Raw genomic sequence first — 21,343 nt, 5'->3', positions numbered from 1 at the left:
ATTATTGCAAGGGCTAATTCTTTATATCAAAAATTGAAATTCTTCTTTTATTCTTTATACTAATGCTTATTTCTTTTTTCTTAAAACAACAGCAGAACGCGCAGGAATATATAGTTTTAACCATTCTTTCTTTTCCTTTTTATATAAAGGATCTGTTATCGTAAAATGAACAACAGAATCATCAGCAAAACCATTTCCTCCAAATGCAGTATTATCTGTATTCAGAATCACTTCATAAGCTCCCGGAGTCACCAAGAAACCATAGTCTGCAAATGACTGTTTTGGATTAAAGTTGAAAACAAAAATAAGATCCTTTCGGGCATAAGCCAATATCTGATCTTTATCGTTGTGCCAAACTTCCTGAACCGGGGTTGCCTGGAAATCTTTCACACTCTTAATCACTTTCAACATCTCTGTGTCAAAGTCACCCAAGTAATGATATGCCAAATTCTTATTATCCACCAAATCCCATTGACGGCGAGCATATTTACAAGACCATCCATTACCTTCACGTGGGAAATCAATCCATTCAGGATGACCGAATTCATTACCCATAAAGTTCAGATAACCACCATTAATAGTTGAAGCTGTCAGTAATCGAATCATTTTATGTAAAGCGATACCTCTATTGACTATATAGTTCTCATCCCCTTTCTGCATATGCCAATACATATCAGCATCAATCAGACGGAAAATAATTGTCTTATCTCCTACCAATGCCTGGTCATGACTTTCTGTATACGAAATAGTCTTTTCATCTTGACGGCGGTTTGTCACTTCCCAGAACATACTTGACGGTTTCCAATCTTCATCAATCTTTTCTTTGATTGTTTTAATCCAGTAATCCGGAATATTCATTGCCATACGATAATCAAAGCCATAGCCTCCGTCTTCCACTTTAGCTGCAAGGCCCGGCATACCAGATACTTCCTCCGCTATCGTTATTGCTTTGGGGTTTACCTGATGAATCAATTCGTTAGCTAATGAAAGATAACAAACAGCATTATCATCTTGATGACCATTGAAATAGTCTCTATAGTTGCAGAAAGCTTCCCCCAAACCATGGCTATAATATAACATAGATGTTACACCATCAAAACGAAATCCGTCAAATTTATATTCATCCAACCAATATTTACAATTGGAAAGCAAGAAATGAATCACTTCATTTTTTCCATAATCAAAACATAGTGAATCCCATGCCGGATGTTCTCTACGGCTACCCGGATAGAAATATTGATTTGGATCACCAGCAAAGTTACCCAATCCTTCTACTTCATTTTTCACCGCATGAGAATGGACAATATCCATAATTACTGCAATTCCCATTTGATGGGCTTCGTCAATTAATGCTTTTAACTCGTCAGGAGTTCCAAAACGGGAAGAAGCTGCAAAAAAGCTAGACACATGATAACCAAAACTTCCATAATAAGGATGCTCTTGGATAGCCATAATCTGAATGCAGTTATATCCTTCTTGTGCAATACGAGGAAGAACTTTCTCGCGAAATTCATTGTACGTACCTACTTTTTCTTCCTTTTGTGCCATTCCAATATGGCATTCATATATCAACAGTGGATTAGTACTAGGCTTGAATGTCTTTTTCTTAAAATTATAAGGATTTTCCGGAGCCCATACCTGTGCACTAAATATTTTAGTATTCTCATCCTGAACACACGTGTAGCCCATGCCGGAATACGTTCTCCTTGTCCACCCTCCCAATAAACATTCAACTTATACAAATCACCATGTTTTATCGCATCTGCAGGAAGATCAATCTCCCAATTACCATTTTTCAGTTTTTTCAGTTTATAGGCTGTCTTTTCTTCCCAATTATTGAATGTACCTACCATATAAATATGTGTAGCATTAGGAGCCCATTCACGAAATGTCCATCCATTCGGTGTACGGTGCAAACCGAAATAGAGATAACCCGATGCAAAATCCGAGAGAGTCTGTTTTCCTTTATTGGTCAATTCGGCTTCCTTGTTCAATACATGCTGGTGACGACCAACGATAGCATCGGTATACGGTTCCAACCAGGGATCGTTTTTGATAAGATTCAGAGTCTTTTCCATATCAAAATTAAATTTAAGGTTAAACTTTTACTTTTACGATTACTTTTTTCACTCCTTCTGGACTAATTCCGGGAGCATGTCCATCTTGTGGGAAAAAAATAGTAAACATTCCGGGCTTCACAGCAAGATAAATATCAGCTACCCCTTCAAAAAAAGTAATATCTTTTTCTGCATTGTAAGGAGCATTTGCAGGAATACAGTCTTTAGCAGCAGTATAACCCATTACCTCTGTTCCGGACAGTGGTATTTGAATATCAATATACTCTCTATGTGTCTCTAACTTTACTTCTTCTTTTGTTTTAGGCTGTGTCTGTGCTATATTCACAAACAGATCTTTTCCTTTCAATTCCGTTTTACCGATCTCCATAGCCTGTAAGTCATGAGATTTTAAAAACTCTATAGCTTCCGCAAACAAAGGATTCAAAGAGGTATATTTTTCAAGATTATCCAAAGTATCTATAACCATAAAAGTTTAATTTTAAAGTTTATATTTTAGGTATTATTCAAAATCGTCAATCGTATAATTTATAAAATCGGAAAAGCGTTTGAATTGCTGGAACACTTTCCCTATTTGTTCCATCATATCAGGCTGAGAGAAAAAGTTATCAGGAACATTATATGTACAAGTATATTGCCTGCATTTTAAATAATCAATATACTTAAAATCTCTCGGAAAACCCTTAGGAGCTGTTTTCATGAAATCCTCTCCCACTACAGAAAAATATTGTTTGAATTTCGGATCTTCTATTATTGATATGTATTCTTCCACGTTATCGTAAATAGATTGTCTGACAGCTTTCATCACATTAGGAGGCAAACACAGACCACCTCCAGCAAGCATACAACCATCTGGTTGGAGATGTACATAGTATCCACAATGATTGGATTTTTTTCCTTTGGCATTGATATATCCGCCAAAATGTATCTTATATGGTGTTTTGTCCGCAGAAAAACGGGTATCCCGGTAAATACGATACGTACAGTCTTTAGGTTGAACTCCCCGGATAGACTCATCAAACAGAGAAATACGGGCAATCACTGCTGCAAGAAAATTTTCAAACTCAATACGGGCTATTTCATATTCTGAGCGATGTTCATGAAACCACTCTCGATTATTGTTCGCAGAAAGATCATTTAAAAATTGAAAAATAACGGGTATATTCATCTTCATTATTTTCTATTATTATCCTACAAACGTACAAATTTTATTTCATATAAACTACAAAACGCTACAAAAGGACATAAAAAAAGCATCGGCTATATATAAACCGATGCTCTAACACATTTATCATAAAAACAGACTCTTCTGCTTCTGACGTACTTAAGCTTTCACAAGTTGCGTACAATCTCTTTTTAATTAATCTTATATCTAATACTATGAAAAACACATAAATATAACAGATTAAGGAGAGTATTTGTTCAGTAATCCTTCAAATAAATCCGTTAATTATAGTTTATAAAATCAAATACTTTTCATTAACAGCAAATTTTATCTGTTCCCAATCAATCATCGCATTAAACAGCATGATGTACGAATAATCAGTTATTTGAGACAAAGGTATATCCTTCTCTACGATCAAATGCTTTTCTAAGAGCTTTGCTCTCTTAGTACCATTCAGTAAAGGATGAGCTGGAGTAAACCATGTATTTCCATCGTATAAAGCAATGTTAGCAATGGATGTATCCGTCAAAAATCCATTCTTTATCACCAATATATCATCTGCTGCTCCTCGTTGAGAAAACAAAGTATTCAATCTTTCCCGATCTATTTTCTTATAGGTATAATCAATCGTATTATCAACCATCAAGCGCAAAGAAGTTACCTCCCTAACTTGATAAGAAGCGTATGTTATCTCTTCTATCCGCTTTCCATATACAATCCGGCATTTTTGAACACCGAGGATGTTTGGTGGGTAAATAAATTCCTTCAAATCAATGAAAGCTATATCATTCCAAAAAGCAGCACGAGTCCGGTTAAAACGCTCCGTATGATACTCTAAATTACAGATTTGTCCGTTCTCTATCCGAATGGTTTCAATAAATAGGCACATATATTTTTTGTTTCATTTCATTATACTCGCTTTCCACATCACTTTGACAAGTAATGCCACCTCCACTTCTAAAATACATTTTCCCGTTTTCTTGTTCCACAAAACGTATCATTACAGCACTATCCAAGTCTCTGCCATCAAAATACCCCATTACACCAGTATAAAAACCTCTATCATAGTTTTCTGCTTCTTCGATAATCTGCATCGTCTTTTTCTTAGGCGCTCCTGTGATAGAACCTGCTGGCAAGAGTTTAAAAATAATATCTCCTAATGCAGACTGATAGTTTTTGGGTAATATTCCCCGAATCTCAGAACTTGTCTGAAGAATAGCGCCTCGATTGGTTTGCAACTTATCAATATAGCGATATCTTGATACTGATACTTGGTCTGCCACCATACTCAAATCATTACGAATCAAATCTACAATAGTTGCATGTTCTGCAGCCTCTTTAGAATCGTTCATCAATATTTGAGCAGCACATGGTAAAGAGGCATCTATTGTTCCTTTCATCGGATAAGAGCTAATTTTTCCTTTGCATATTCTGACAAATATTTCAGGAGAGAAAACGGTAAACCTATCTTTTATCCACAATTTGTACATAGCTTTTGAATGGAAAAAAAGATCTCTTATATTAAGATTAGTTTCTATCGGAGTACGACACGTCAAATTGGTAAGAAAGCTATTTCCTACAAATATATTTTGCTGAACGAACTGAAACGAACGTTTATAAGCATCAAAGGATTCAGGAAAAGATTGCCACCGAACAGGTGTATTAAAAAAAACATGTTGTTCCGAAAAAGCTGAAACGCTATTTTTCTTCAACAGCGGCAGGTTAGTAAATCCATTCAAATTATATAATATCTCAGTAGAATCAACAGACGAAACCTCCTCAACATAAGATGTATCTTGTGCATAATTAATAATAAATATAAAAGGGCTAGAATTTCGTCCCAAACGATTCATCCGCTCGATTGCTTGATCTTTAGTATATAATCGCATACATTTCTTACTTTGAAGGAACAAATGTATATAAAAACTATAGGACTTGAAAACAAGGTACAAAAAAGGGTTGCTAACAATCAAGTATAGCAACCCTCTACTCAGTCTATAATTAAAGAATTATTTCATGGCATCTTGTACCTGAGTGAGCATCGTTTTAATTTCGGCTCTCTCTGGAGATACTTTTTGTGCTTCTTCCAAGTAATCTACAGCTTCCTTAAAACGCGCATCAGCTTTTGCTTTTTCTGCAGCATACTTGTCTGCGTCTGATGTTGCCAACGGAGTAGCAACTTTCAATATATTGGCTCCATCATTATAACACAATACTCCTAAACTATACAATGCGTCAGTTTTGTATTTCTTATTATTCAGGGGAATAACTTTTTTAAATGCTTCTTCGGCAACTTCTTTCTTACCAGCTTTCTGAGCCGCAATTCCAGCTTTCAAGAAATGTAAACCATAATTCTTAACCATTGATTTATTATCCGGATCAACTTTCAGTCCCTCTTCAAGAGTAGCCACAAACTCATCCGTTTTTTTCAACTCACTTAAAGCTAAAGCCTTACGAGCATAAGCATTTCCTACATTATATTTCTTCTGAATAGCTATATCAAAAAAGGTTACAGCTTCAGCATATTTTTTAGCTTCATCAGCAGCCATACCACAATAGTAAGCAATTACTGAATCCTGATTATTAATTTGTTTTAGGTATTCACTAAATTTTGCATAAGCTACAGGATAGTTCTTAGCATTGAACGCTTCACTACCTTCTTTTTTTAATTGGTTTGGGTCGGTTTGGGCAAAAATGTTAGTTGCTGCAATACAAATTGCAAATAAAAAAATCAATTTCTTCATAACTTTATGTGTTTTTTAGTTGTTAATCGTTCAAAAGTATAAGTTATAATAGAAAGATACAACTCTTTTTTAACTTTTTTGAGCTTTTTGAAAGCTCTATAACGTTCGTTATTCTTTGTAAAAGGAATTATAAGCAAGAGAAAGCTTCTAATATCCGTAACATATACACAGTATCATATGGATATCATATTTTTGCACTTTCATGCATGATGTGCATATAGATACACAACAAAATTAAGATAATATTGCTTTTGTATCATTCCATATATCAGCTAAATAGCATATAGCAAGATATACAACAAAAAAGGCAATTACCTAAGTAACCGCCTTATGTGATTCCGAAGCGATTCGAACGCTTGACCCACGCCTTAGAAGGGCGTTGCTCTATCCAGCTGAGCTACGGAACCATCCTTATTTGCGGTTGCAAAGGTAGTGTTTTTTATGTAATCACAAAAATTTTCTATTACTTTTTACCTACTTTTTTTCTTTATCTCTATGTACCAATTACTTATAATCCCATTGGTAACTTCAGTAAATACCAAATAACAAACAAAGCAGTCCATGCAGCTAAAATGCACAACGAATACCTCCACGTGTATTTCAACAAAGAACCATAAGTGATCTGTTTATTATACTGACGCATATAAGTTAAAACTAATGGCATATAAAATAAGAACGGTGTTATAGCATTTGTTGAGCTATCTCCAATACGGAAAGCACACTGGGTCACATCAGGCGTAATCCCCATTTGAGCAAACATAGGAATAAAGATAAAAGACATAAATGCCCATTTGGATGTAGCGGACACCATGATCAGATTAATCAATGCTGTGAATAAGATAAATAGAACAAGTGTCAATAATGGAGATGGCTCATAGGAAGATAATAATTCTGCTCCCATAATAGCGAAACATTTGTCCAAATGAGAATACTCAAAACAAGCAAACATTTGTGCAGCAAAAAAAGCAATCACAAAATATACACCTAATAATTTTATTGGTTGGGTGAGTCCGTCAATCACATCATTATCGCTACGATAACGTCCGGAACCAAATCCATAGGCCATTCCCGTAAAACCAGCTCCCAAAGAGAGCAAAAACAAAATACCTGCAATAAAAGGTGAGTGCATCAGTCCACCATTAACTCCACGCAGAATACCGTAAGAAGAAAAAGTTAGCCATAAAATAAGCGTCGTATAAATCCCTGCCACAATAACAGCAAGTGTCAATGCCCGCCGCTCTTTGCGAGATAAAGGTCGGTAAGCTTCCATTCTCACATTACCTTCATATTTCCCCAAAGCAGGAATAAGGAACTTTTGAGTAACCCAATATACGATAGCTGCAATCACTACAGTAGAAGCACTCATAAAAAAGTAATTGCACAAAGGTTCTGTATTTCCTTGATACCCAGTTTGCACTAATGCTGCCTCTTGGGTGGTATGAGCCAGTAATGGGTCCATCGTACTTAACACGACATTCGCACTATACCCACAGGCAACGGACACATAAGCCGTCACAATTCCGGCAATCGGATGAAGCCCCACCCATTGAAAAAGCATAGCGGCAATAGGAAGCAATATGATATATCCCCCGTCTCCGATCACATTTGACAATAGTCCCAGAATGATCACCCATATAATAATTTTCCTTTTTCCCTGACGCTTTCCTACCCCAATACGAATGCACGCATCAATGAATCCGGAATGTATAGCAACTCCTAGACCGAACATAGCAATAATTACCATACCCAAAGGAGCAAACCCAGTAAAGTTACCAATAGCATTCCGCAACCACCACCGGATTCCTTCCGGACTTAGCAGACTTTGCACACGAATATCTTCTCCTGATTGCGGTAACGTCACCTTTACTCCATAGATATCACATATCCATGAAAGGAAAACGACCGCCAACGTCAGCAGAAAAAACATTGTAGCAGGATGAGGTACCCGCCATTTACTCTTCATCAGCTTCCAGATTATCGAGGTCGATAATACGTAATTCTAAAGCACGTACTACTAAACGAGTAGCGTTCACTCCTATCCGTTCTCCGTTCGGGAAAAGACGACCAATAAGATCATTCTGTCGTTTCTCCAATGATTTCACTCCAAAAGGCATTCCTTTCAGATTAGCAATCATATCTTTGGTAAATCCCAATGCCAGATGGCGAAGAAAACGCTCGTCATATTCATCAATATCATAGCTAATCACAGCTTCTTGCCGTTTAGCATCATTTGCTACCGACTTCTTGAAGCGGTCCACAATCTTTTCCAGAATAGGATAGTTAAACACAAGCTTTTTACCATCCATGACAGCTTGTACATCCGTTTTAGTCAGCAGTTCACCGGTTTTAAGGATAATGCCGTCCGCACCTGCATTCAGTACATCTACCCAGAGTTTCTCATTCAGTATTTCTCCAGTAAAGATTAATACACGAACCCCTTTGTAACGCTTAAATATATTACGGCAAATATCAACTCCAATCGTAGTTGAACCACCTAATCCTAAATCTAACAATACCAAATCGGGGATCTGTGTCTCCATCAACGACCAGAATTCACCCTCAGTCATAGCTGTACCAATAACTTCTGCATTAGGAATTTCATGACGGAAGATTTCCTCCGTCCCCTTCAACTCCAATTTTACATCCTCAACAATAATAACCTTAAATTTTTGTTCTTCCATTTTTCTTTATCAAATAACTTATATGTGTTCCTTATTATCTACGTGGAATAGTGAAATAGACTGTAAATCCACCACCTTCAGCAGGTTCTGCATTAATACGACATCCTCTGCGACCGGCAAATTCATCATGATCTCGAATAATCTGTTTACACACCAAATATTCAGTACCTCGTAACTCCCCTTTTTCTCCGGAAGTCATACGAGCCAGATTTGGGTAGAATAATTGATTCAATTCTTCTATACTCTTTTCACGTCGTGTATCCGTAAAAAGAAAACGGATATATTCATCCTCCTTACAGGCTTGTATACGGATAATTCCTTCTTCATGAACTGTCAAAGCTTCATCGATCAGATTCTCAAACAAGAAACGTAACTGATTTACATCACCTATAACCTTCGCATCTATCGGCTCTATCACTAATTCCAGCTTCTCAATCAGATTTTTATTCACTTTTCGGAAATATTTTGTAGCAGCATCAAAAAGCTCTTGCACTGGGATAGTAGTTCGCCGGAAAGTAACCTCCTCCAACTGTCGGGAAGCACAAGAACTCAAAATAGTGAATATTCCTTTATAATATTCAATCAACTCCGTAATTGTCTCTATTGCCTCCCGTTCTTCTTTTTCCGAGAGTTGCTGCGTATTTAACCGCCCGATGATCTGTTTTATCTTATTAGGATAATAGATTGTTTCGTGCTTGATAGTGGAAAGACAGTTGTCAAGCACCATATTCTGCACATGGAGCATACTATCTTCCCATGAAGCACGACGTGTTTCTTCATGGCAGATTCAATATCCCGATATTTCGTAGCCAGTTTAACCACAGCATTAAATACTACAATAGCTACATAACGGGCTACCAGCTCGAATAATAAACGATCCGTTTCTTGTTCCGTCCCTTCCCTACGTTCTAGATAGAATACTCCCACATATTGGTGTTCACCACCCACCTCTATCATCAACGGAATCGCCTGGGAATGTTGTACAGAAAGGTATTCACAAGTATCGAAACACTGTTGGACCATCTCTGGCATTTCCTGACCATTGCTTGAAGCATATTCCAACCGATGTGTTGTTTCATTATATACAGCAATCCCCATTCGTTCAATTGTCAGCAACTCATTTACTGCGCCAAACGCCTCTTTGACGATGCGTTGCGGAATCTCTTTCAAAGTATCTTCTTCTCGTTGAAGAGCTTCAGCATTCTCTTGTGGTCTAATTAAAGAAGCGGCAAATACTTTCTGATTAATCTCAAGCACCTGTTCCAGATTCAACCGATTCTGCACCCGCTTCCGCATATACAATAAATAATAACCAATCAAAGAAGCCACCAATAAAATTACACAAAGAATAATACCCACCGTTTTATTTGTATTCGAACGTTCCAACTGCCTACAATAACCTTCCAGTGACTGATCCTCTCCTTGTAATTTATACAAATCAGTATATGCAGAGTTATTATAATTGTATCCATCCAGCTGGTTCAATGCCAAAAAAGCAACTGCCGCTTCATTCCTTATATCCAGAATAACATGATAGTCCGAATCAAAGTAATCATTCCACCACTGAATCTCGGCAGGGGTTCCCTCACCTATCAGTTTCATATATCGTTTCGAATGCAACGAATCTGCATATTCCCAATGATGTTCATTCAGCAATACAATCGCTGAATCAATATAATGTAATGCATCCACATATTGCCCATCTTTATTTGCTTCATAAGCAAAATCCGCATAAGCAGAAGCTTCATCTAACAATACATTATAAGCAGAATCAGTAACTATCACAATCGAATCATTTCCTTGCAATATTGGAGGAATCGGATCATATATACAAGATCCTATCCAAGTAGGTAGCAACAAGCAAAATAGTACTACAATTACTTTACGTATTCCTGTAGGAAGACGAAAATAAAAACGGCTTCCTTTCCCAGGCTCACTCTTTACATTAAATAAACAAACATGAAACAGTTCATTAGTTTTCTTATATTTCTCTATGATTCCCTTACAATTCATTAATCCGAATCCACTTCCTTTATTCTCTTTCAGTTCTTCCGGATCAATTGCCTCTTTCATACCGATAGCACGTGAATCATACACCTTTTCACCAATGATATGAGAGACATCTTCTGCAGAAATTCCAGGACCGTTATCTTCAACAGAAATCTCAACATAGTTTTCTGTAGTAGTGGCATATACTTTAATAGTCCCACCTTCAGAAGTATATTTACGAGCATTTTCAGCCAATGTATTGATCATAAACAAAGTCAGTGCTCGATCGGCCTTTACCATAGCCTTAGTAGGTTCTATTTCGAGTTTCTGCTTTTTCATTTCAAAAGCTCTCCTGCCTTTACCCAACAAATCAAACAGTTCATTCAGACTGAACGTTTCAATATTCAAGCTAAGTGTACCCTGCTTCATCTTAATCCAAAGAGCAAGAATATCATTATATTCATTGATCGTTGTAACTAACTCATCGATATACTGATACTTCTCTTTCTTTATCTCTTCATTGTCAATATACCCTCTTTCCGTCAGTTTATGTACTCATTCAGAATACGGTCAATATACGGATTAATACCATCTACAATTGCCAGACATGCCTTTTTTATAAGATTCTGTCGCTTGTTACTAGCTATATGTTGTTCGTAGACATACCGCTGTTTCTCTAGCTGCATTCGTTCTTCGCTTAACGCTTCCAGCATTTGTTCATTATCAGCCGCCCATTCTATATATGGTTCTAGCAGATGTATCAAAGCCTTCTCATCATGATGTAGCCGATGTAAAGGTACAAGTGAAGCTTTTTTCTCTTCATGAACTTCCAAGATTAAACGTCCCTTCCCAAATAATTGATCGATTCCCTCTTGAATTAACGGAACATTCATCGGAATAGATGAAGTGATATCACGACAGAGAGACAGAATATGTTGCAAACGCGCTACATCAACTTGATTTCTAACTTTGGATCGTTTATTGAAGAACCAGCAAAGAATAATCACTAACATCAGCCCTGCAATGACTAAAAACAACACAATTGTCATTTGTCTAGAATCAGCTTCTAATGAAAGACTCCGGCTTTCAAGCTCTTTATCTTGACGGGTATATTTCAGAATATCCAAATATACATTCCGGTTATAATTTGAAGCATACTTCACTCCCAGTCCAGCATACGAAACACTTAACTGTTCCCGAATACGCGAAATCCATTCCGGAACAGTCTTTACATGTTCGTGCCCAAACCATGGAACTCCAGTAAAAATAGTATCTCCTTCCGTATAAGGAAGAAGGTTATCTAATGAATCCGCCTCATGGTGATAATAATGTATATGATGATAATTCACACAATCCAACGCTTTCGTAAGCGTATCCAATGCTTCTGAATAACATCCATGCTCATTCAGATATTTACCGATAGTCACATAAGCTCCGGCAATCTGATATAAATCTTTATAGTCGCAAAATTTCTCAAGTGCAACTTGAGCCATACGGAAAGGTAACAATGTATCTACCGGAAAGCCAAACTGCTCCAATCCATGTATTCTTCTTGTACGAAAGAACTCAAAATTAGAGGGAGAAGCCATCATGTTAGCCAAAGCCTGTAAACTGTTACCTTCAAAATAAGGATGATTACTTTGAACAGCCAATTTCCACGTCGTATAAAGTTCTTCAAATTCATTCAATTTTCTTTCTTCCGGAGTATCTGCTTCAACAAGTGAGGCTGAACCTTTGATATAATGATAATAAAGTAATTGGTTCGTATCCTCTAAAGCCTCCTCCGTAATACTATCAAGAGAAGTCATCGCTTCTTGACGTTGCTGGAGATAATAGTAATAAATGGATGAGACGATAAAGAATTCCGTAAAAGCATAATTCAGACGAAGTGTCTCGTGTCGGTCGGCAAAAAGATCACTTTCTTCCCGTATACGCTTCATACGCCGAAGGGCACTGTTACGGTAGTCATAAAACTCTTTATTCATAGACGTACGCTGGCATATCTTCATCAGTCCGATATCGGCAATCAGTAATTCCAATTCATTCTTGGTCAATTTATATACTTCCTTATGGTAAGCTTCGGCACGTTCAAAATCCATATTCATAAAAGCACAAAAACCAAGATTATTTGACGCTTCTGCTTTTCCTGATTTATATAAACTTATTTTCCGATAAGCCTGATCTGCATATTTATAGGAGGAGTCCAGATTTCTATAACGGTAAGCATAAGCTTTACCATTCAATGAATCGATCAATCGCACTTCTTTGGTAGGAACCATATCAGTGCACGAGAAAAAAATGGAAAGTAGTAACAAAAAACTCAACGGAAAGAAAATAACGGATAACGAAAAAGGCACCATTGAAAATGAATTACGCCACCTTTCATTCCCCATCATTAGCTCTCTATTATTACTTAAAGAATCCTTTCCCATCATTCATTATCTGTTTTCCATTAACAATCATCCAACTATTGATACGCAAATCTACGAATATTTCCGATAAGTTGGAGGGAAAATTATTTTTTCTATAGTAAGTCTTTCAAAATGATAAGAGAAATTCCTACCTTTGCAGGCAAATTAACAAATAGGTAACAACTATTACACAATGAGCGAAAAAGCACCCTTTATGGTATTCTCGGGAACGAACTCGAGATATCTCGCAGAGAAAATCTGCGCAAGCCTAAATTGTCCTCTAGGAAATATGAACATCACCCATTTTGCAGATGGTGAATTTGCAGTTTCTTACGAAGAATCAATTCGTGGTTCCAATGTATTCCTAGTCCAATCTACTTTCCCAAATTCAGACAATTTAATGGAACTTCTCCTGATGATTGATGCTGCCAAACGTGCGTCAGCAAAAACAGTTGTAGCTGTCATCCCTTACTTCGGATGGGCTCGTCAGGACAGAAAAGACAAACCACGTGTATCTATCGGCGCTAAACTGGTAGCTGATCTGCTTGCAGTAGCAGGTATCGACCGCTTGATCACTATGGATTTGCATGCAGATCAGATCCAAGGATTTTTTAATATTCCGGTTGACCATTTGTATGCTTCTGCCGTATTCCTCCCATATATTCAGTCTTTGAAATTAGACGAACTGGTGATTGCTACACCGGACGTAGGAGGTTCAAAGCGTGCCAGCACTTTCTCTAAATATCTAGGCGTACCATTGGTACTTTGCAATAAATCACGTGAAAAAGCAAATGAAGTTGCTTCTATGCAAATCATTGGTGACGTAAAAGGTAAGAATGTCGTGTTGATCGACGATATCGTAGATACCGCAGGAACAATCACCAAAGCTGCAAACATTATGATGGAAGCCGGAGCAGCGTCTGTACGTGCTATCGCCAGCCACTGCGTAATGTCTGACCCTGCTTCATTTCGTGTACAGGAATCAGGTTTGACTGAAATGGTATTTACTGACAGTATTCCTTATACTAAGAAATGTGCAAAGGTTAAACAATTAAGTATTGCTGATATGTTTGCTGAAACGATCAGACGAGTTGTAAGCAATGAGTCTATTAGTTCACAGTACATTATCTAAGAACCAAAGACTTAATAAGACAAGAGGTTGTGTCAAACGCTGACACAACCTTTTCTATATTCAAGAATCTTGAAGTTAATACTCATTTTTTTCTTTATCCTATCCCCTCCAAACAAAAGACATCATTTTCTCTATCAACCTATCACCCGATCTATCACCTATTACCATTACTCCAATAGATATTTTCTATGAGCTATTAGCTATATTACTTGATTGCTAAAGTATGAACAGATAAATTCCTCTCTAGTAAGGACAAACTTCTTTTTCTTTAATAATAAACTTTTGATTATTAAAGAAAAATCTATAAACACAAGTTCCGTTCTTATAAACGCAAGTTCCATTTATAAAAACGAAACTTGCGTTTATAAAATCAAAACCTGCATTTATAGTTTATGTCAAATAGAAAATAACTTTTCCAATAAAGAAAAAGAAGTTAGATCTTAATAGAAAGGAACTTATTTATTAATAGCCTATGGGAAAAGAAGTAATCAAATCAATTATAGGATAACCAATAAGAGGTTGTGACAGCGTTTTGACCTCTTTTGTTTATAGCAACTTTTTTTAGTGCTTTATCCTCTTTATTAAAACAGTATAACTCATTTATTAAAAAGTATAACAAAAAAAGAGAGTCTAATGAAGCACAATCTCCATTAGACTCTTTTATCCTAATCTCCTTATTATACAAATACTAATTCGCTAATCTTCCATTCTTGTAATTACCCTTCTTGATTAGCTTTCCATCCTTATCCGTTTCAACGAAAGGACCGTCTTTTTTCCCTTGTTTAAAGAAGCCATCAAAACGATTTCCGTCCTTATCAACTTGTACGCCCTGACCATCTTCCAGCCCATCTTTGAAATTACCTTTATATTGCATTCCGGAAATGGTATTGAGAGTACCCTGACCATTCGGACGATTGTCTTTCCATTCACCTTCATAAACGTCTCCATTGCTCCACTTATACATACCATGGCCCTGACGTTTATTATCTTTCCACTCTCCTTCATAAACTGCACCGTTTGCCCAGGTAAATGTACCTTTACCATCCTGCATACCATCTTTGAAGTTTCCTACATATTTATCACCATTGGCGTGGTAGTAGACTCCCTCTCCCGTACGCTCTCCCAAAAGATAAGAACCTTCGTAACGATCGCCTGTATGAAAATGATAAGTACCTTTCCCATGTTGGATATCATCTTTCCAGTCACCTTCGTATTTATCTCCATTGATATATTCAAAAACTCCTTTTCCATGACGAACATCATCTTTCCAATCACCTTCGTACTTCGAACTGTCATCCCAGACCATAGTACCTTTACCATTTTTCTTATCATTTTTCCACTGGCCGGTATATTGGGCACCATTTGCCCACGTGTAAGTACCTTCACCTTCACGCTTATCATTTGCCCAATGCCCTACGTATAAGTCGCCGTTATGATAATACATGGTGCCTTCACCCTGCTGGTAGTCCTGATACCACATACCGTCGTAGCGGTTGTTATTCATAAAGTAATAAATACCTTTTCCATGTTGCTGGTCTTGATACCACTGCCCTTCATATTTCTCTCCATCAGGAAAAGAATAAATGCCATAACCTTCGCGCTTACCTTTCACATATTCCCCCTCATAAACATCACCGTTTTTAAAAACCGTTTTCCCTTTACCATTTGGTTTACGACTCTTCATTTCTCCGGTATATACACTACCATCTTTGAATGTATAGTTCCCGATTTTTAATTCCGAAGAGAATGTGCCTTTCAGTTTCTCAAAAAATCCGCCTCCTTTGTTAGTGATGATTGTGTCTTGAGCCATCACTCCCCCTTGGGCAATAAGAACAAGAAAAAGTGTAGTATATAGATATTTCCTCATTGATGTGCTATTATGCTTAAAATTACAATTTGGACAAAGATACAATTTCTCTGCCAAAAACTACCCTATCGGAAAGCAAATTATGACAACTTTTTACCTGCAATGACCTCTTTTAATGTCTCTTTGCACAAATAACGTTGTGCCAATTCCTGAATTTCCTGCGTCGTGACCTCATTAACAGCCTGCAAAGAACGGGAAAAATACTCATCATCCAAACCGGACGTAGCGATAAATATCCATGCATCCGACAATGAAAAAGGCGATTCATAATTACGGCACATCTCTCCCAGCATATAGTTACGTACCATTGTAAGCTCTTCCAAAGTAACAGGTTCTTGATGCAATCTGTCTATTTCATGATAAACTTCCTGTATCAACGGTTCCACATATTCGTTGGCAGTTTCCGTTGAGATACCCAACAAACCGCTATCTGGATAAGACATGATTCCTGCCGAAATACCGTAAGTATATCCCTTCTCTTCACGAATATTAGACATTAGACGACTGCCGAAATATCCTCCGAACAAAGTCATCAGAACTCGCAACTTCAAGTAATCAGGATGTGTACGGGTGATAGTAGTACAACCCATTTTCACAGCGCTTTGCAAAGCATCTTCCCGCTCTGTAAAAACTCGTTTTTCAGGAATGGCAGTGAAAGGAAACTCAGGTCGAACAGCCCTCTGCTGATACATTCCGAAAGGATATCCAAATGCATCCGTTACCCGCCGAATTATCTCCGAAGTTACTTTGCCCGACAAGAAGATGAAACAATTGCCCGAATGGTAATATTCTTGGTAGAAACTATGCAACACTTCCGGTTTGATAACACGATAATCATCTTCCATAACAACCTGTCCGCATGGATGCTGCTCTCCATAGAGCGCTTGCAACAGGCTACGTTGCGCCAGGAAATCAACCTTCGAACTATTTACTAAATATTGCTGTATATTAGTATCTAAAATAGTGTTCAACTCCTTTTCAGGAAAAAGGGGTTCCTTAATCATGGATTCCACCACTTCCAACGTTTCAGCTACATATTTATTTAACGAATAAATCGTAAGATAGGCATACTCCGATGAACTGGAAAGTTCCAGCCATGAACCATAATAATCCAGTTTTTCAGCAATCGTGGCAGTTGTATATTTACGTGTACCCTCACGCAACATCCGGTTAGTAAACAATGACTGTAACTTCTGAGATTGATGCCAGCGTCCTCCGGCAAAAAGAATATCCATACGCACCACTTCCTGTTCTCCTGCATTGATCACAGCCAATGGAATACCATTCGGCAAAGTAGTCCGGACAGGAGGAAGTATGCTAAAGTCCTTCATGGCTTGTATTTCAGGTTGTATCGTACGATCCATGTTTATAATCTGTTTTTCAGAAATTCTTCTGCGCGTTCAAGATCTTGAGGAGTATCAATACCAATAGTTTCTACTTCACTGATTCCCACCTTTATTTTGTACCCATTCTCTAACCAACGGAGTTGCTCCAATGATTCAGCCAGTTCCAGAGAGGATTGTGGTAAAGCGGTGATCTCTTTTAATACTTCTGTACGGTAAGCATACAAACCAATATGTTTGTAATAAATATGGTTCTTCAACCAATCTGTTTGGTCGACATTACGCTGATAAGGGATGATAGAACGACTGAAATACAACGCATTCCAGTTCTTATTGACTACTACTTTCGGAGAGTTCACATTCTCCAAAGCAACAAATGCATCCTCTGCAGTAAACGGTTTGACCAACGTAGCAATCTGTGTAGTTAAATCTTCAAAGCAGGCTTTTACAGCATTTAGTTGCGAAGGCTGGATAAAAGGTTCGTCTCCTTGTATATTGACTATCACATCAAAGTCTCCACCAATCTTCATACATGCTTCGTAACAACGGTCCGTACCACTCTTATGATCGACAGAAGTCATCACAACTTTTCCTCCAAAGGCTTTTACTGCAGCTTCAATACGTTCGTCATCAGTAGCTACATAAGCATCATCCAACACACCTACTACTTGTTCATATACACGCTGTATCACTGTTTTGCCGCCCAACATAGCCAACGGTTTTGCAGGAAAACGGGTGGATGCATAACGGGCAGGTATAATTCCCAGAAATTTCATCTATTTTATACGTAATGGAAAATGGAGATTAGGTAATGATTGTTGCACATATTCCCGTTCCCAATCTTCCGGTTTTAAAATTCGGTTATCATATAAAAGCAAGTCAATATCGAGACATACTTTTTCGTCTTCTTTATCTCCCGGTTGTCTTCCGGCAGAACTTTCTATCTCTTTCAGTATGTTTATCACCTCCTCCTCTCTTTTGTCAGAAAAGAATACAGCAACCTGATTAGAGAATAGCGTCTGATTTTTAAAATACAACGGTTTGGTTTCCTGCTCTGGTGCAAAACAAATAGAAGTAAACAGCTCCGACAACTTGTGTCGTGCAAAAGCCAGATTCTCCCTTTTGTGGTAATTGCTCCCTATGCAAATTATACACTGATGATGAGTGGGATTATTATCCATTATCAATTAAACAAGTCATCCAATCCGCTTTCTTCAATAAATCCTTCATCCGAAAGTTCCGAATCATCCCCACAGGGGTCAAACCCTTCAGGAAGATCGAACGTTTGCTTCTGGCTATATCCCAAATTCGGATCATCATATACTTTCTTCATGTATTTAGCCCAGATAGGCAATGCAGCAGCAGCACCTTGTCCGTTGCTCATAGCACCAAAGTGAATATCCCGTTCATCTCCTCCTACCCAGCAACCGGATACCAGCGATGGGGTAATACCCATAAACCAAGCATCGGAGTTATCATTGGTTGTTCCTGTTTTACCACCCATATCGGCAGTAATTCCATAACGGCGGACGCGTCCACCGGTTCCTTCGTTGATAACAGCGCGCAACATAACAAGCATTTTATAGGCACTTGAAAGACTAATTACTTCATTCATTTGCGGAGTAAATGTAGATATCACATTACCTTCGCTGTCTTCAATACGAGTAACAAACAATGGAGACACCCGTACTCCTTTATTGACGAATGCAGTGTAAGCACTTACCATCTCGCCGACAGAAATTTCACAAGCTCCAAGACTGAGTGAATATACCGCCGGAATATCTTTATTGCGCACACCAAAGCTATGAATTAATCGTACTAAAGCCTGTGGAGTGACTTTATTAATCAAATAAGCCGAAATCCAGTTATCCGAAAAGGCAAGTCCCCATTTCAAAGTCACCATTTCTCCATAACGCTTGTTATTGGCGTTACGCGGTGTCCATGGTTCTCCGGTTTCAGTAATCAAAGTTTGTTCTACGTGACGTACCTGATCGCAAGGTGAAAAGCCATCTTCCATAGCCAATGTGTACAAATACGGTTTAATAGTAGAGCCCACCTGACGGCGTCCGACCATTGCCATATCATATTTGAAATTAACATAGTCGGGACCACCCACATAAGCCTTTACATGCCCGTTCATTGGTCCATCGACATGAAACCTGTACGCAAGAAATGTTTGTAATAACGAATGGAGTCCATCGGGGTCATAATAGTATCTTTTGGTCCCGTCCAAGAGAAAACCGTCATTTCTTCCGGTTTATTGAATGCTTTACGAATCTCCTCATCAGAAGCTCCTGTACCCTTCATTACATTGTAGCGTTCGCTCTGCTTCATAGCTCTGTTCAGCAAATCTTCTACTTTTGACGCAGGCAAAGCTCTGGCATACGGTGCATTTTTACTACCTACCTTCTCTTTGAAGAACTGAGGTTGCAGAGTTTCCCCCAAATGCTCACTGACTGCTTCTTCAGCATATTGCTGCATACGTGAATCAATTGTGGTATAAATCTTCAACCCGTCAGTGTAGATGTTATAGTTTGTACCGTCTTTCTTTTTATTTTTCTTACACCAACCGTACAATGGATCTGTCTCCCAAGCGATAGAATCTTCATAAAATTTCTGCATTTGCCAACCACGATAGTTACTCTTATCAGGTTTTGAAGCAGTCATAATCATGCGGAGATATTCACGAAAATAAGTTGCCAATCCTTCTTTGTGGTCTACACGGTTATAAGCCAATTTCAACGGAAGAGCCTGTAAAGAGTCACGTTCTGCTGTCGTAATATATCCGGCCTTACACATCTGCGAAAGAACCACATTACGACGTCCCAAAGAATTATCACGAATCTTTTGGTTCCTGGACACAGGATTATATCGTGACGGATTCTGACACATTCCTATCAGCATAGCCGCCTGTTCAATCTTTAAATCCTTTGGTTCACAGCCGAAATATGTATATGCTGCAGTTTTAATACCTACAGCGTTATTTAGAAAATCAAACTTGTTAAGATACAGTGTGAGAATCTCTTCTTTCGTGTAGTAACGTTCCAGTTTCACAGCAATGACCCATTCAATCGGTTTTTGCAAGAGACGCTGCAATGTATTACTCGCCACTTCTTTCGTAAAAAGCTGTTTAGCAAGCTGCTGCGAAATAGTGCTACCTCCACCTGCACTTTCCTGACCCAATAATCCACGTTTTATAATTGCTCGGGTAAGAGCCTTTGCATCAATACCGGAATGTTTGGGAAAACGGACATCCTCCGTAGCAATCAATGCATTGATAATATGCGGTGACAGGTCAGAATAGCTACTATACACACGATTATTTTTTTCAACGGAGAATGTTCCCATCACCTTCCCGTCTTCCGAGAAGATTTCTGTAGCAAATTTATAGTTCGGATTTTCCAGTTCCTCTACAGGAGGCATATACCCTATCCAACCTTCTGAGATGGAAATAAAGATAGTGGCAACAGCCACAACAATGACTGCGAATAAGATCCAAAGAGCAATTATTATTTTTCGAATCATGTTTTTTCTTAACTTAAAAAGACGCATTTATTTAAGCTGCAAAGATAGTTAAAATTCCACATTCAGCCAATGAGTTTCACAATTATTTCAATCTTACTAACATTCAATAAAAATCATTCAGGTATAGAGTTCTATTTCATCCCAGGGATTAAGGGAGCAAAAGCCATCAGCACAAACATTGCTAGCATTAAAACTAGATATCACCAATCCATAACCTAACTATTAATAACATAAACACCAATACTTAATTATTTTTTGCACATCAACCATTCGGGATCATTATCATCCTGCCAAGTTTTCCAACCTGATGACAACAAACAAGTCGATCCATCCACCTGCATTCTCCAATTATCGGAATTAAAAAAGTTTTTTCCGGGTAAAAACTAAAGTTCGTATTTTCCGCCTCTACAA

Annotated in this window: 12 protein-coding genes, 1 tRNA gene and 3 pseudogenes; 1 reads left to right on the top strand and 15 read right to left on the bottom strand. The window is 37.9% G+C overall.

Annotated features, from left to right (window positions below; translation table 11 throughout):
• Positions 1-66: 66 nt before the first annotated feature.
• The 10 genes and pseudogenes from JCM17102_RS25630 to JCM17102_RS25625 form a co-directional block, all read right to left on the bottom strand.
• Positions 67-2,078, bottom strand: a pseudogene (locus JCM17102_RS25630) (alpha amylase C-terminal domain-containing protein).
• Between the two features lie 19 nt (positions 2,079-2,097).
• Positions 2,098-2,544, bottom strand: coding sequence for a NanQ anomerase/TabA/YiaL family protein (locus JCM17102_RS00975; protein ID WP_025073624.1), 447 nt, complete (start codon positions 2,542-2,544; stop codon positions 2,098-2,100).
• Positions 2,545-2,577: 33 nt separating this feature from the next.
• On the bottom strand, positions 2,578-3,243 hold the full coding sequence (locus tag JCM17102_RS00970; RefSeq protein WP_025073623.1) for a DUF2461 domain-containing protein: 666 nt from the start codon (positions 3,241-3,243) through the stop codon (positions 2,578-2,580).
• 289 nt (positions 3,244-3,532) lie between these two features.
• Positions 3,533-4,129 carry an aminotransferase class IV family protein gene (locus tag JCM17102_RS00965; protein ID WP_025073622.1) on the bottom strand — a complete coding sequence of 199 codons (597 nt, stop codon included), beginning with the start codon at positions 4,127-4,129 and terminating at the stop codon, positions 3,533-3,535.
• On the bottom strand, positions 4,113-5,129 hold the full coding sequence (locus JCM17102_RS00960) for an aminodeoxychorismate synthase component I (RefSeq protein ID WP_025073621.1): 1,017 nt from the start codon (positions 5,127-5,129) through the stop codon (positions 4,113-4,115). The genes JCM17102_RS00965 and JCM17102_RS00960 overlap by 17 nt, the downstream gene beginning before the upstream one ends.
• 120 nt (positions 5,130-5,249) lie before the next feature.
• Positions 5,250-5,984, bottom strand: coding sequence for a tetratricopeptide repeat protein (locus JCM17102_RS00955; protein WP_025073620.1), 735 nt, complete (start codon positions 5,982-5,984; stop codon positions 5,250-5,252).
• A gap of 333 nt (positions 5,985-6,317) precedes the next feature.
• Positions 6,318-6,391, bottom strand: a tRNA-Arg gene (locus JCM17102_RS00950).
• A gap of 101 nt (positions 6,392-6,492) precedes the next feature.
• The gene (locus tag JCM17102_RS00945; RefSeq protein ID WP_025073619.1) at positions 6,493-7,947 is read right to left on the bottom strand and encodes an AbgT family transporter; all 1,455 of its coding nucleotides are present in this window, start codon (positions 7,945-7,947) and stop codon (positions 6,493-6,495) included.
• Complete coding sequence (locus tag JCM17102_RS00940; RefSeq protein ID WP_025073618.1) at positions 7,937-8,665, bottom strand: DUF5932 domain-containing protein; 729 nt, start codon at positions 8,663-8,665, stop codon at positions 7,937-7,939. Before JCM17102_RS00940 ends, JCM17102_RS00945 begins: the two co-directional genes overlap by 11 nt.
• Before the next feature lie 34 nt (positions 8,666-8,699).
• Positions 8,700-12,933 (bottom strand): annotated as a pseudogene (locus JCM17102_RS25625) (DUF5113 domain-containing protein).
• A 325-nt stretch (positions 12,934-13,258) separates the two neighbouring features.
• Here JCM17102_RS25625 and JCM17102_RS00930 point away from each other — a divergent pair.
• Positions 13,259-14,197, top strand: coding sequence for a ribose-phosphate pyrophosphokinase (locus JCM17102_RS00930; RefSeq protein WP_025073617.1), 939 nt, complete (start codon positions 13,259-13,261; stop codon positions 14,195-14,197).
• Between the two features lie 688 nt (positions 14,198-14,885).
• Here the strand turns inward: JCM17102_RS00930 and JCM17102_RS00925 are convergent.
• The 5 genes and pseudogenes from JCM17102_RS00925 to JCM17102_RS25620 form a co-directional block, all read right to left on the bottom strand.
• Positions 14,886-16,064, bottom strand: a complete 1,179-nt coding sequence (locus tag JCM17102_RS00925) for an MORN repeat-containing protein (protein WP_025073616.1) — start codon at positions 16,062-16,064, stop codon at positions 14,886-14,888.
• Between the two features lie 80 nt (positions 16,065-16,144).
• Positions 16,145-17,428: a M16 family metallopeptidase gene (locus tag JCM17102_RS00920; RefSeq protein ID WP_025073615.1), complete on the bottom strand. Its 1,284-nt coding sequence runs from the start codon at positions 17,426-17,428 to the stop codon at positions 16,145-16,147.
• Positions 17,429-17,430: 2 nt separating this feature from the next.
• The gene (gene kdsB, locus JCM17102_RS00915; RefSeq protein ID WP_025073614.1) at positions 17,431-18,183 is read right to left on the bottom strand and encodes a 3-deoxy-manno-octulosonate cytidylyltransferase; all 753 of its coding nucleotides are present in this window, start codon (positions 18,181-18,183) and stop codon (positions 17,431-17,433) included.
• Entirely contained in the window at positions 18,184-18,588 is a 405-nt protein-coding gene (locus JCM17102_RS00910) for a 2-amino-4-hydroxy-6-hydroxymethyldihydropteridine diphosphokinase (protein ID WP_033886377.1), read from the bottom strand.
• 2 nt (positions 18,589-18,590) lie between these two features.
• A pseudogene (locus JCM17102_RS25620) lies at positions 18,591-20,932 on the bottom strand (transglycosylase domain-containing protein).
• Positions 20,933-21,343 lie beyond the last annotated feature (411 nt).

It is taken from the genome of Bacteroides faecichinchillae JCM 17102 (genome assembly GCF_000614145.1).
GTDB classification, from domain to species: Bacteria; Bacteroidota; Bacteroidia; order Bacteroidales; family Bacteroidaceae; genus Bacteroides; species Bacteroides faecichinchillae.
This window is presented reverse-complemented; position numbering and strand designations above follow the sequence as displayed.

Bases quoted from the DNA above. Each gene is read 5' to 3' on its own strand.
- JCM17102_RS00975 (WP_025073624.1), bottom strand. From the start codon at position 2,544: ATGGTTATAGATACTTTGGATAATCTTGAAAAATATACCTCTTTGAAT.
- JCM17102_RS00970 (WP_025073623.1), bottom strand. From the start codon at position 3,243: ATGAATATACCCGTTATTTTTCAATTTTTAAATGATCTTTCTGCGAAC.
- JCM17102_RS00965 (WP_025073622.1), bottom strand. From the start codon at position 4,129: ATGTGCCTATTTATTGAAACCATTCGGATAGAGAACGGACAAATCTGT.
- JCM17102_RS00960 (WP_025073621.1), bottom strand. From the start codon at position 5,129: ATGCGATTATATACTAAAGATCAAGCAATCGAGCGGATGAATCGTTTG.
- JCM17102_RS00955 (WP_025073620.1), bottom strand. From the start codon at position 5,984: ATGAAGAAATTGATTTTTTTATTTGCAATTTGTATTGCAGCAACTAAC.
- JCM17102_RS00945 (WP_025073619.1), bottom strand. From the start codon at position 7,947: ATGAAGAGTAAATGGCGGGTACCTCATCCTGCTACAATGTTTTTTCTG.
- JCM17102_RS00940 (WP_025073618.1), bottom strand. From the start codon at position 8,665: ATGGAAGAACAAAAATTTAAGGTTATTATTGTTGAGGATGTAAAATTG.
- JCM17102_RS00930 (WP_025073617.1), top strand. From the start codon at position 13,259: ATGAGCGAAAAAGCACCCTTTATGGTATTCTCGGGAACGAACTCGAGA.
- JCM17102_RS00925 (WP_025073616.1), bottom strand. From the start codon at position 16,064: ATGAGGAAATATCTATATACTACACTTTTTCTTGTTCTTATTGCCCAA.
- JCM17102_RS00920 (WP_025073615.1), bottom strand. From the start codon at position 17,428: ATGGATCGTACGATACAACCTGAAATACAAGCCATGAAGGACTTTAGC.
- kdsB (WP_025073614.1), bottom strand. From the start codon at position 18,183: ATGAAATTTCTGGGAATTATACCTGCCCGTTATGCATCCACCCGTTTT.
- JCM17102_RS00910 (WP_033886377.1), bottom strand. From the start codon at position 18,588: ATGGATAATAATCCCACTCATCATCAGTGTATAATTTGCATAGGGAGC.